At 39.3% G+C, this 13,495-nt stretch carries 11 protein-coding genes; all 11 read right to left on the reverse strand.

Annotated features, from left to right (window positions below):
* Nucleotides 1–520: 520 nt before the first annotated feature.
* Nucleotides 521–1,315: a septum site-determining protein MinD gene (gene minD / locus ABE65_RS14985; protein WP_066396533.1), complete on the reverse strand. Its 795-nt coding sequence runs from the start codon at nucleotides 1,313–1,315 to the stop codon at nucleotides 521–523.
* 15 nt (nucleotides 1,316–1,330) lie between these two features.
* Nucleotides 1,331–2,008: a septum site-determining protein MinC gene (gene minC / locus ABE65_RS14990; RefSeq protein ID WP_082861459.1), complete on the reverse strand. Its 678-nt coding sequence runs from the start codon at nucleotides 2,006–2,008 to the stop codon at nucleotides 1,331–1,333.
* 63 nt (nucleotides 2,009–2,071) lie between these two features.
* Complete coding sequence (mreD, locus tag ABE65_RS14995; protein WP_082861460.1) at nucleotides 2,072–2,593, reverse strand: rod shape-determining protein MreD; 522 nt, start codon at nucleotides 2,591–2,593, stop codon at nucleotides 2,072–2,074.
* Nucleotides 2,590–3,462 (reverse strand): rod shape-determining protein MreC, encoded by an 873-nt coding sequence (gene mreC / locus ABE65_RS15000; RefSeq protein ID WP_066396538.1) that lies wholly within the window; start codon nucleotides 3,460–3,462, stop codon nucleotides 2,590–2,592. Before mreC ends, mreD begins: the two co-directional genes overlap by 4 nt.
* Before the next feature lie 14 nt (nucleotides 3,463–3,476).
* The gene (locus ABE65_RS15005; RefSeq protein WP_066396540.1) at nucleotides 3,477–4,514 is read right to left on the reverse strand and encodes a rod shape-determining protein; all 1,038 of its coding nucleotides are present in this window, start codon (nucleotides 4,512–4,514) and stop codon (nucleotides 3,477–3,479) included.
* Between the two features lie 72 nt (nucleotides 4,515–4,586).
* Entirely contained in the window at nucleotides 4,587–5,258 is a 672-nt protein-coding gene (gene radC, locus ABE65_RS15010) for a RadC family protein (protein WP_153238010.1), read from the reverse strand.
* Between the two features lie 32 nt (nucleotides 5,259–5,290).
* Nucleotides 5,291–5,881, reverse strand: coding sequence for a Maf family protein (locus ABE65_RS15015; protein ID WP_066396544.1), 591 nt, complete (start codon nucleotides 5,879–5,881; stop codon nucleotides 5,291–5,293).
* 550 nt (nucleotides 5,882–6,431) lie between these two features.
* Nucleotides 6,432–7,427 (reverse strand): ornithine decarboxylase, encoded by a 996-nt coding sequence (locus tag ABE65_RS15020; RefSeq protein WP_066396546.1) that lies wholly within the window; start codon nucleotides 7,425–7,427, stop codon nucleotides 6,432–6,434.
* A 112-nt stretch (nucleotides 7,428–7,539) separates the two neighbouring features.
* On the reverse strand, nucleotides 7,540–9,261 hold the full coding sequence (locus ABE65_RS15025; RefSeq protein WP_197480309.1) for a sensor domain-containing diguanylate cyclase: 1,722 nt from the start codon (nucleotides 9,259–9,261) through the stop codon (nucleotides 7,540–7,542).
* Between the two features lie 107 nt (nucleotides 9,262–9,368).
* A complete protein-coding gene (locus tag ABE65_RS15030; RefSeq protein ID WP_066396548.1) occupies nucleotides 9,369–10,667 on the reverse strand; it encodes a bifunctional folylpolyglutamate synthase/dihydrofolate synthase in 1,299 nt (432 codons plus the stop codon).
* A gap of 77 nt (nucleotides 10,668–10,744) precedes the next feature.
* Complete coding sequence (locus ABE65_RS15035) at nucleotides 10,745–13,393, reverse strand: valine--tRNA ligase (RefSeq protein WP_066396551.1); 2,649 nt, start codon at nucleotides 13,391–13,393, stop codon at nucleotides 10,745–10,747.
* Nucleotides 13,394–13,495 lie beyond the last annotated feature (102 nt).

Raw genomic sequence — 13,495 nt, forward strand, 5'->3', positions numbered from 1 at the left:
AACAAGACTTCTTGAGTCAACTTGAATGGACGGTATATAGTGCAACACCAGTTTTTCTAGCTTCTCATAGGGTATGCGAAAAGAAAGCTCTCTCTTGTGGGTTTGTTTTACAACAAGGGAGCACAGATGCTTCTTCCAGACCTAAATACGTGATGGCTCAAGGTTTAAAAACGAGCATCCAAAAAAGCAAATTTCCACATTCAGAAACAACAAAGCGTGTGTTAAAAAGTTTTAAAAAACATCATTGACTAGTTGATTGGAGTGTAAGGTGCGTGCCTGCCACATGAGAAGCTTCTAGCAAGGCATGCGACGAGGAAACTCACTTCGGTAGTATTACTTTGTAGACGCAGGAGCAAGGATCTTCACTGAAGCGGTCAGGTGAGACACTTATAGGCGCAAAGCGGCAAGTGGCTCACCGGTCGCCCCGCGGAAAGCGAGCATCCTGAAACAGAAATCAACCACTTTCAAAATCTCCAGAGGCATCAACCCAATAAAAAAAAGCATCAGCGAAAGCCGATGCTTATTTCATACCTAATAATGTTTTGATCTTCCCAAAGAAACCTTTGTCTTCTTCTAAAGATAGAAGCGGAACAGACTCACCTAATATTCTTCTTGCGATATTTCGATAAGCAATTGAAGCCTTCGAATCAGGCTGTAACGCGACAGGTTCACCTTTGTTCGCAGCTTTAATCACGTTCTCATCGTCTATCACGACTCCAAGGAGTTCAATAGAAAGAACGGAAACGATCTCATCCACATCTAACATATCACCGTTCTTGGCAAGATGATTACGCAGACGATTCACAATAAGTTTAGGTGGTTCCATATCCTCTTGTTCTAAGAGCCCGATAATGCGGTCAGCGTCACGCATAGAAGCAGTTTCGGGGTTCGTTACAACGATTGATTTATCGGCACCAGCAATAGCATTTTTAAAGCCTTGCTCAATACCCGCAGGACAGTCAATAATGACATAATCATAATCTTGTTTTAATTCCTGAACGATCTTTTTCACTTGTTCAGGGGTAATGGAAGATTTATCTTTTGTTTGAGCTGCTGGGAGCAGGTACAAACACTCAAAGCGCTTATCTTTTATTAAAGCTTGTTTAAGCTTGCAGCGTTCTTCTGCAACATCAACAAGATCATAGATGATACGATTCTCAAGTCCCATCAGTACATCTAAGTTTCTCAACCCGATATCCGTATCTACAAGACATACTTTTTTTCCAGAAAGAGCTAGAGCAGTACCTAAATTGGCAGAAGTCGTCGTTTTACCGACTCCACCTTTCCCAGACGTTATGACTATCGCTTCTCCCATGCTTCATTCCCCTTTCTATAGCAAACTGTTCAGTTTCGGTCTTAGTCGATGAACAGCACTGATTCGATCAATACGAATCTGTTTTTCTTCATTGGATATGTAAGCAAATTCCATCTCATTTCCTAGTTCGGGATAAGAGTCTGGTGCTCTATTAATATGGTGAGCAATCCTGAGTTGAGAAGGCTTCATTACGGATGCTGCAATGATTGCTTCTTCGTTCCCTTTCGTTCCGCAGTGAGCGATGCCTTTTAGCGAACCAAGAATATAAATATTTCCTGTCGCCATAACTGTTGCTCCAGGATTTACATCGCCGATCAGAAGCAGGTCTCCTTGAACATCAAGCACCTGACCTGATCTGACGACTTTTGAAACGGTTACTACTTGAGCATCTTTTCTCATCTCTTCGGCTTCAGCTTTTGTGATAACCTCTGACTCAATGTGATCTAGGATAAGATTTTCTTTTTGTTTAAGAACTTCTATTAATTTCTCTTCTTGTTCAGCTGTCAAATAACGATTCCCTGCTTTTACTTTAACGGAAATCACAGGTCCGTTTAACATTTGGCTGCTTCCGGCGGTTAATTTATCATTAAGTTCCTCGACTAATAAATCGAAGGAACACTTATCATCCAACAATAAAACGAGGCCGTCTTTTGTTCCTTTAATTGTTACGTTGTGCTGGAGTTTTTGTACCATTGCCATTGTTCACCTCAACGTACTAACATTCGACAGCTAGGTCTAAATTCCTCTTTGCAGAAGTTAGTTTTCTTTTAGAGTATCCTTTATTTGGTTCAACTGCTTTACAAACGGATAATAAATGAGTATCGCAAAGAAACCGTTTAAGATGAGGGTAGGCAACAATCTTTTATACAGGAATACATCTAGCATCTGAGTACTGATCCCTATAAGACTGTTCAAACCGTATACAAAAAACTCTAAAATGGAAACCCCTACTACGGAAAGAAGCAAAGTTACGATCAAGTTCCCAAATAAATATCTTGAAAAAATTGATGTAATGTATGCCGTAGCAGCCATTGAAAATAAATAAACACCAATGATGTCTGTATACAGAAGATCCGTGAGCAAACCAAAAGCCAGCCCATACAAAAGTCCGTAAGTCGTGTTTACATAAATGGCAACAAACAAGATTAATACCATTGAAAAACGAGGGACCAGTTGCCAATCCATACTATTATCCTGAGGCAAGAAAGCTTGTACTAAAGAACTTTCACTTATAAAAGCTAAATAGATAAGAAAAGGAAGAAAGATTTTTTTCATCATTCTTCCTCCTTTTCTCTTAAACTTTCATCCACTGCAGGCATTTCGCGTTCAAGCACCATCACATGATCAATATCATACAGGTCGGCTGAAGGCTTTAAGTAAGCAGTTTGCGTCAATCCCACTTCATCTGGTTCAATATCAATAACTTCTCCGATGAGCAGGTTAGGAGGAAAGACATCTCCAAGACCAGATGTAATGACCTTTTGGCCTTTTTTAATTTTTGCGTCTACTGGAATCTTTTTAAACACTAACGCTTGTTTTTTTGCATCATAACCTTCGATCGTTCCAAATATGTTTTTCTCACCTTGAACGATGGCAGAAAAACGATTCGTACGGTCATTATCACTGATCAACTGAACCGTTGATTGAAACAAGGAGACGTTGGTTACTTTTCCAATAAATCCTTGAGGTGAAATGACTGCCATCTTAGGTTTGATACCATCTTTTTCCCCTTTATTAATGTAGATGAATTGATTCCATTGGTCAGGGGAGCGACCGATCACTGTAGCTTCTCTCACTTTAAAATCAGTGAGATCTTCTTCTTTGTCTAATTGTGCTTTAAGTGTTTCGTTTGTTTTTTTAGCTTCCTCATACTGTACATAAAGTTTTGCGTACTCATCTAACCTAGCTTTTAACATTTGATTCTCTTTGTATAGCTGTTTCATTTCAGCTAAATTCTCAAAGAAACCCGCTAGTGTATTAGCGGGTTTATAGAAAATCGTTTGTGTTAGTCCTGCAGAATCTTTTAAAAACTGTTCAGGTAAGGTTAGGCTTTCCCTTTTTTTCATCGAAAAACCGATCAGAGCTACTAGAATGATAATACTAACTAGTAGAATGATAAGGCGTTTATTCGAAAAAAAATGTGGCATGAAAATACACCTACTTACTTGGATTTAGATCTAGAAGTTATACCAGCCTTGGATTTAAAAAGGTGCAGATTTTCAAGCGCACGGCCAGTTCCAACTGCTACACAATCCAACGCGTTCTCAGCCACGATAACAGGCATCTTCGTCTCTTCACTGATTACTTTATCCAAGTTTCTTAATAAAGCACCTCCACCAGTTAGAACGATACCACGATCCATAATGTCAGCAGCAAGTTCTGGTGGTGTTTTCTCAAGAGTTACTTTCACAGCATCCATGATGCTGTTTACAGTATCACGCAACGCACTGGAAACTTCTTCCGCCGTAATCGTAATCGTTTTTGGAAGACCTGTCAACAAATCTCTACCGCGGATGTCCATATCCTCGATACCTTCAGGCGCACCTGCTGAACCAACTTCTAGTTTAAGTGTTTCAGCCGTTCTTTCACCGATCATAAGATTATAAGTCTTCTTAATATAAGCGATGATCGCATCGTCCATCTCATCTCCAGCAATACGGATAGACTGACTTGTAACAATTCCGCCTAGAGAGATGATCGCAACTTCAGTCGTACCACCACCGATATCAACAACCATGCTGCCTGTTGGCTCCCATACAGGTAGGTCTGCACCAATTGCAGCTGCAAACGGTTCTTCAATCGTGTAAGCTTCACGAGCTCCCGCTTGTTTAGTCGCATCTTCTACAGCACGTTTTTCAACTGCAGTAATCCCAGATGGCACACATACCATCACATATGGTTTACGAGCAAAAACAGAGCGATTCTTTTGGGCTTGCTGAATAAAATATTTCATCATTGTAGCTGTTGTTTCAAAATCAGCAATAACTCCATCTTTCATTGGTCGTACGGCAACGATGTTACCAGGAGTACGTCCAATCATATTCTTAGCAGCATTACCTACTGCTTCAATTGAACCTGTGTCAGTACGCAAAGCAACAACGGAAGGTTCACGCACAACAACACCCTTGCCCTTCACGTAAACAAGTGTGTTTGCAGTTCCTAAATCAATTCCTAAATCTCTTGAAAATCCACCAAACATTTATGTAGACTCCTTTCATCAAGCAAAACTCATAAGTTTGATTATACGCTAAAAAAGAAACAAAAGACAATGTTAAACATATCCTTTTTCTTTTAAACTTACGTATCTTTGATCACCGATTATGATGTGATCCAACACTTCAATACCTAACATCTTTCCGCACTCTACTAATCTTTTTGTCACTTCAATATCTTCTCTGCTTGGAGCAGGATCACCACTTGGATGGTTGTGAAAACAGATAATTGATGCACTTGAGCGTTTGAAGCCTTCTTTAAATACTTCTCGTGGATGTACGATTGACGTATTCAGACTTCCTATAAATACCGTTTTTTTATGAAGCACCTGATTTTTAGTGTTTAAATATAAACAAACGAAATGTTCTTGCTGTAAAAAACGCAGTTCATCCATTAGATACCTAGCTCCATCTTCCGGAGAACGTATCGTATACCTTTCTTCAAACTGAAGGCGACTGATACGTTTGCCAATTTCAATGGCAGCCATCAGTTCCACTGCTTTTGCAGATCCTATACCGTTGATCTCTTTCAATTCACCAATTGTTGCTTCTTTTAGATGCCTCAATCCTTCAAATTGTTGAATGATATGATGGGCAAGCTGGATTGCTGACATTTGCTTTGTACCCGTTCTTAAAAGGATAGCTAACAATTCATAGTTAGAGAGTGCTTCAGGACCTTCATTTAAGAGTCTTTCTCGCGGCCTCTCCTGTAATGGGTAATCTTTTATCATAAGCGGCTTCGTTACCACTTACGTCCCCCCTATTATTCAGTCTTCGTGACTGACTCGGTGAAAGAAAATCCAAATTCTTTTAGTGAACGTACCACCTTTGAAATCGGTAAACCTACAACATTGAAGTAGTCACCTTGGATGTGATCAACTAACAGCGACCCAGATCCTTGAATCCCATAGCTTCCAGCTTTATCAAATGGTTCACCCGTGTTTAAGTACCAATCAATCGTATTTTCATCTAAAGTGTAAAAGGTAACACTGGTCTTAACAGAGAAAATCTCTTTTTTTGTTTGGTCTATTAAGCAGACTCCCGTATAAACTTCATGTGTTTGACCAGATAGCATCCTTAACATCTCGGCAGCTTCAATACGGTCCTTCGGTTTCCCAAGACGCTTGTTTTGATAAGAAACAATCGTATCAGAACCAAGGACAACACAATCCGGTTTTTGTGTGAAAATATCTGTAGCTTTCTGCTCAGCAAGTGATTCAACTAATCTACTTGGAGTAAGGGATGGATCCATTTTTTCTTCAAGTGTACTTGGAAACGTTTCAAATGGAAGAAGCGTTAATGACAGAAGTTCATATCTTCGAGGTGAAGCAGAGGCTAATATGAGGCGTTTCATGTAATCACCTTTCATCTAATTCATTGATGTATCGTTACGTACAGATTTACAATAGCAAATTTGTTAAAATTAGACAAATTACGCCGAAAAACATACTTCTATTAGTTTTTCGGTTCTTTGCTGCATTTTATGTGGGCAAATGATGAAATTCATTGACGAATTACGACAAAATTCTTAAAACCTATTAATCAACACCTTTTGTTATACTCTTATTTCCATCACTCACAAACTTGTTGGACACTAAAAAAGTATGACTCAAGAATCGAGCCATACTCTAGGTTACTTTCGTTCCTTCATTTCTAGAAGATTGTTGCTTTTAAATGTTTGTCTCCTTTGACAGTTGTTTGGATTGGAAGGTGCCATATTCTCGGCTAGGACAGGCGGGCAGTCCGAAAAATGGAAGTGGCTCGTCCAGCCACTACAACTAGACAGGTGAGACACTTAAGAGTGAAACGTACGAATGTGTCTCACCGTCTGCCCCACGGAAAGCGAGCACCTGAAACGGAAATTAACTACTTCCACAAACAACAAAGTTTACGAAAACAGCCTTTTACTTTAATGTTGCAAGCAGCTTCGTATATGACTGCAGACTATCCATGACTTTTTGCTGAAAAGCCCAGTTCAGTTCCCCTTTTTTCGAATCCTTTAACGCCAGAAAAGCACCTTCAAGCTGTTTTTCAAAATCTGAAGCGGCTTTTGTCGTACTTTCACTCCACTTTCCTTTCTGTCCTTTTCCATACTCTTTCCACTTGTTAAAATCGCTCAGTGTGCGATCAAGACCAGATCCACTTGCTTCTGGCATCTGCGAAAGGGTAAGCGTGTTTTGAAGAAGAATCTGACCATTCGTGAAATATGTTTCATCTAGCTTTGATGGTGTTTTTAATTGATCGAATGAGAACGTGAGAGATTTAAATAATGGCTTATCCATTTCTTTTTGGTAAGCTTCATTAAATTTTTCTAATTGATGTTTTTCATTGCTAATGCCGACAATCACAGAATATTTCTCCTCTTCAGCTTTAAAAATAACTGCTGAAAAACCTTTCTCTTCTATAGATTCCACAACTCCTTCAGCTCGTTCTTTTGAGGAGAACACACCTGCTTGCAGTGCAGAGAAATCTAAATGGATCGGCCTGATCGTTACGGTTTTCTCAGTATCTGCAACTTTTTCTGTAGGAACAGTTGAGGCTTCTGTCACTTTATCTCCAGCTTCCGTGATATCGGAAGAAAATACGGTCAAGACTAATACACCTAAAATGGTTCCCGTAACAATAGCCCCGAGTATGGCAGCAACAATTTGTTTCGGAAAGCCTTTTCCATTACTCGGAGCCAAGAAGCTTGTCCTCTTGTTTAACACATGTCCGTTCTTTCTTTTAAAAAAGTTATCACGTTTCTTGAGAGAAGTTGCCAGGATCGTATATCCTCCTCTATTCACTTCCTCGATGGCAGCGGCAACCTCATTATGAACAGGCTGCTCTTTAACTGATGTTTGATCTTCACTATAGTTCTTTTCTTTACCATTGATTAAGATGGATATCTCTTGTTTCATATCATCCGCTCCTCTCTATCATCTACTAAAACATATGCTTTTTCCGTTTTAATAGAACAAGAAAAAGATAGAAACATAAAAAAATCCAGGGTGCGAAACTCCCCCAGATTTATTATCCGATATAAGCGGCAACTTTATTTCTTCCTTGTTGTTTTGCGCCTGTATACATGGCACGATCTGCGTTACGCACTAGTGTAAGTGCATCTTCTCCTTGATGAGGAGCTGTTGCCACACCGATACTAGCCGTGATGTAGATCGTATGTCTGCATTGATCAGTAAGATCGTTATGTATATCAAATCCTTGGTCAGAAATAACTGAACGAAGCTGTTCGGCTAATTGGATACCTGCTCGGTCCCCTGATTCTGGCAGCAAGATAATAAATTCTTCACCACCATATCTTGCAACTGTTCCCCGCTCTCCAATAAATTCTTCTAACCTTCTAGCTAAAAGGATCAATACTTCATTTCCACTTTGATGACCATATGTATCATTCACTTTCTTAAAGTGATCGATGTCCAATAAAATGATGGAGAACTGCTTTCTAAAATACTCATAGTTTTGGTACATCTCAGTTAGAATGCTCTCAAAATATCGATAATTATATAGACCCGTTAGTGGACATTGTTCACTTTTTAACTTTGTGGATTCGTAGTTTCTTGCATTATCGATCGCAACTGCCAAATAGTTTGCTAAGATTTCAAGGATGATCAAGTGATGCTTTTGAAAAGCGTGTTTCTCTTTAGAAGCAAACGTAATGATCCCCACGATTTTTTGATTTCTAATCATCGGTACGGAAAGGACAGATTGTGCTTTGCCTTGAAAGAATAAATCAGATATCTTACGCCATTGTTTCAATTTGCTATAACGGATACTCTTACCTGTCGACCACACTCTTCCACTGATTGCTTCATGTTTTTTAATAGGTACTGTGTTGAGGATCCCTTCTTCACTTTCATATTGACGAATGATTTTTAGATGTTCACCCGCATCCGCGTCATAAATGAACGCAAAATCAACATTCATAAAACCAATCAGTTTTTCAATAAAAACATCCAGTATATGGTTTACCTTCAAATGTTCAGATAGCTGTTGGCCGATCTCACTCGCTTTTTGAAGTGCATCGTTAATCTGTTGACTGACATGATACAGATTAATAATGATAGATAATGATAGAAAAGGTAGACCCACATAAAAGATACCGGGACGCCCAAGCTGAGAGTATAGAACATATAACATGAGACCCACTGGGATTGCTAGAACTTCAGATACAAAGTCCCACACTGCATCATGCTCAAAAAAAGCAACATCTTCTTCGTATAGTACTTTTACAATAAAATAAAGACCTACGTGATTTAATACTAACCCCGTTAAAACATAAGCAATCACTGGAATCAGATTAATAGATTCGTCTACTGCAAACGGTCCCACTTCACCTCCTAAGAGATGAAAGACCGTGCTTTCGCAGATGATTAACCACGAAAACATGAGAGTGTTTGCCATATACCTATAATATTCTTTTATAACATTAACCTTTATTGAGATGAACATCGCGATTAAAGCTAAAAGAGTTACATATAAGGCAACGGTTAACCCATAGTATAAGAATACAGCTAAATTGATACCTGACATGAAAGAGATGTTCGTATTCATCACTTTGATTGGGAAACAGGAAACAACGATCGCTAAAAAGCTTATAATACTAAGATCAATTACATTGATATCAGGCTGATTACTCGTCATTTGAACAGCTGTCCAAATCGCGAGTGGAAATAAGAAAATCCACGATATGGTAAGAATCATACGTTTTTTTCTATTTGCCATACGAGTCGCCATTACCTTGCCCCCTTTCAAACAATAGATTATTAAAATACACATCTTTTTTACTAGGACAAATTCATTATCTTTTATTTTATCAAAAGTTCTAAAAATTACAATAAATGTTATTCCAAATTTTGAAATGTTTTTCTGATTTCCGAAATAAAGTACAGAGATCCTGTAATAATAAGAACATCATCTTGCTGTAATTGGTCTTTTACATGTTGTAATGCATCCCTCCATGAAGAGATGCTATATGAGTTTTCAAGTGGACTTTCTTTCAATAACTGTTCTGCAGATGCTGCTCTTGGAAAGTCAAAGGTTGTAAAACATGCTTCGTAGACCACGCTGACTAAATCTTTCATCATTGTTGCATATGCCTTATCTTCTAAAGCTGCAAACAAAAGAAAGATTCGTTTTGAACCATAATGGTTGATCAGCGTTTCTTTAAGAGCTTTGACCCCTTGTTCGTTATGAGCTCCGTCTATTATTATATCGGGTGAGTGTGATACTTTTTCAAATCTTCCAGCCCAATTTGCTTTACGAAGTCCATCCTCTAATGTGAAAAGCGGAATTTCAAACCTACGAGATCTTGTTAGATACTTAACAGCCGCTATCGCTAATCCAGCGTTCTTGATCTGATGCGTTCCCTTCATAGCAATTTCAAATTTTATCTCTTTTTTGTCTTCAATATCTGTATAGAAAAAGCTTTCACCACTATGTGTACTCTCTTTATGCACGACTGAAAAATCACGATCAAGGAAGTAGTTAACTGCATGCATTTCTTTCGCTTTGTGTTCAATTACTTCACGAGCTTCCTTTTGATCTGCTGTTGTAATAACAGGAACACCCTTCTTAATGATCCCTGCCTTTTGAAACGCAATCTCTTTAAGCGTGTCTCCGAGTATGCCCATATGATCAAACCCTATATTTGTAATGAGGCTTAAAATAGGCGTGATCACGTTAGTAGAATCGTAAAGACCACCTAGTCCTGTTTCATATACAACGATATCAGGTTGTTTATCAGCAAAATAAAGAAGTGAAATGACGGTTATCACCTCAAACTCAGTAGGACTTCCTAGTTCCGTTAAAGAAACTTCTTCAACATATGGTCGAACGATTCTTGCATAATGAAGAAGTTCATCATTAGAAATAGGAATTCTGTTTAGCGACACTCTCTCATTGAAAGAAATGAGATAAGGTGATGTAAACGTACCTACCGAATAACCTGCTTCATTCATGATGCTCCTTATAAACTCTACCGTTGATCCCTTACCGTTCGTTCCCGCAATATGTATACACATGATCTTTTTTTCAGGACTACCTGTTCGTTCTAAAAGCCATTCCACTCTCTTCAATCCGGGTTTTATACCGAATTTTAATAAGCTATGAATCCACTCTAGTGCTTCTTTATAAGACTTCATTTTATTTCCGCCTTTCTCTAACCATAAAGAAGGCGAATCCCTGCTGAAATAAGGATTCGCCTCGTATAGATGATGTGTTAGCTTTGAAGTTCTTTAATACGTGCCAATACGTTATCATATTTTTCTTGATAATCCGCTTCTTTTGCACGCTCTTCTTCTATAACCTTTTCAGGCGCCTTCTTCATAAAGCCTTCATTACTTAATTTTTTCTGTACGCGCTCTACTTCTTTCGCGTATTTTTCTGCTTCTTTTTCAAGTCTCTTAATTTCTTCATCGATATTTAATAACCCTTCAAGCGGAAGGTACATTTCTAAACCTGTTAAAATCGTGCTCATGCTCTTCTCAGGTGCTGAGATCTCATCTGAGATGATGAGTTCACCAGGGTTACAGAAACGAACTAAATAGTGACGATTTGATTCAAGAGCTGTAAGGATTTCTTTATTTTTTGGTTTGATCTGCAGTTCGATCGGTTTACTCGGTGCAACGTTCATTTCAGAACGGATGTTACGAACGGAACGAATCACTTCAGTAATAAGCGCAAATTCTTTTGCTGCTTCAGGGAAATGAAGGTCTTCGCGTTTTTCTGGCCAAGCAGCTATCGTGATCGATTCACCTTTATGAGGCAAGTGCTGCCAGATTTCTTCTGTAATAAAAGGCATGAAAGGATGAAGCAATCTTAACGTTTGATCTAACACATGAGCTAGAACCGAACGAGTTGTTTTCTTCGCTTCTTCATCTTCCCCATAGAGTGGAAGTTTTGCCATCTCAATGTACCAATCACAAAGGTCATCCCAGATAAAGTTATAAAGCAAACGTCCCACTTCGCCAAATTCGTAAGCATCGATCAAACGTGTGATATCTTCTGTTGTTTCATTCAAACGAGTCAGAATCCATTGGTCAGCTAATGATTTCTTTCCGCTTAGATCGATCTCATCATATTGCATGCCATCCATGTTCATCAATGCAAAACGAGACGCGTTCCAGATCTTATTAGCAAAGTTCCAAGTAGACTCTACTTTTTCCCAATAAAAACGAAGGTCGTTTCCTGGTGAACTTCCTGTAGATAAGAAGAAACGCAATGCATCCGCGCCATACTTCTCGATAACATCCATCGGGTCAACACCATTGCCGAGTGATTTACTCATCTTTCTTCCTTCGGAGTCACGAACGAGACCATGAATCAGGACATCGTTAAACGGCTTTTGTTCCGTAAACTCGATCGATTGGAACACCATTCTTGAAACCCAAAACGTAATGATATCGTAACCTGTTACGAGTACGTTTCCTGGGAAGTAGCGCTTGTAATCAGCCGCTTCCTCGTCTGGCCAACCCATCGTTGAGAACGGCCATAGAGCAGACGAGAACCACGTATCTAATACATCTGTATCCTGCTCCCAGTTTTCAGGATCATTCGGTTCTGTCTTACCAACATAGATCTCTCCTGTTTCTTTATGGAACCATGCAGGGATTCGATGACCCCACCAAAGTTGGCGAGAGATACACCAATCACGAATGTTTTCGATCCAACGCATATACGTGTTCTCGAAACGATCAGGAACAAAGTTTATCTTATCTTCACCTTTTTGAAGCTTGATCGCCTCATCTGCTAACGGCTGCATCTTAACAAACCACTGTGTTGAAAGATATGGTTCAACAACTGCTCCACTTCGCTCAGAGTGCCCAACAGAATGAATATGCTCCTCGATCTTGAACAATACACCTTGCTCTTGAAGATCTTTAACGATCTGCTTTCGACACTCAAATCGGTCTAGTCCTTGATAAGCTCCAGCGTTGTCATTCATCTGTCCGCCTTCATCCATTACAAGGATACGCTCAAGGTTGTGTCTGTTCCCGATCTCAAAGTCATTCGGATCATGAGCAGGCGTAATTTTTACAGCACCTGATCCAAATTCCATATCAACATAATCATCTCCAACAATCTCGATCTCGCGTCCCACGATTGGTAGAATCGCTTTTTTACCTATTAGATGTTGATAACGCTCATCTTTTGGATGTACAGCGATCGCTGTATCACCAAGCATTGTTTCAGGACGAGTTGTAGCTACTTCAATATGTCCAGATCCATCAGCCAGTGGATACTTCATGTGATAGAACGCACCTTGAACATCTTGGTGGATAACTTCAATATCAGAAAGAGCAGTTTTTGTCTTTGGATCCCAGTTGATGATATACTCACCACGGTAGATCAGACCTTTTTCATAAAGGGTAACGAAAACTTCTTTTACAGCTTCAGACAATCCCTCATCTAATGTAAAGCGTTCACGAGAATAATCTAGACCGAGCCCTAATTTTGCCCATTGCTTACGAATGAACTCTGCATACTCTTCTTTCCATTCCCATGACTTCTCTAGAAATTTTTCACGTCCTAAGTCATAACGAGAGATTCCTTCTTCACGAAGTTTCCCTTCAACTTTCGCTTGGGTCGCAATACCCGCATGGTCCATTCCAGGTAGCCATAGAACATCGTATCCTTGCATGCGTTTTGTTCGCGTTAAGATATCTTGAAGCGTTGTATCCCATGCATGGCCAAGGTGTAGTTTACCTGTTACGTTAGGAGGTGGGATTACAATCGTATACGGCTGTTTCCCTTCCTCACTCTTTGCTTCAAAAAATTTCCCTTTCAACCAAAAATCATAACGATTTTCTTCTGTAGCCTTCGGATCATACTTCGTTGGCATCGTCAGCTCTTTCTGTTCGTTCGTCATTCTATTCTCCTCCTTTATTTCTAAACGTTCTTTTCTAATGGTTGTTGCTTTTAACTCCTTGCTACCTTTGACAGTTGATTGGAGTGGAAGATGCGAGACTCC

The sequence above is a fragment of the Fictibacillus phosphorivorans genome, from assembly GCF_001629705.1.
Taxonomy (GTDB): Bacteria; Bacillota; Bacilli; order Bacillales; family Fictibacillaceae; genus Fictibacillus; species Fictibacillus phosphorivorans_A.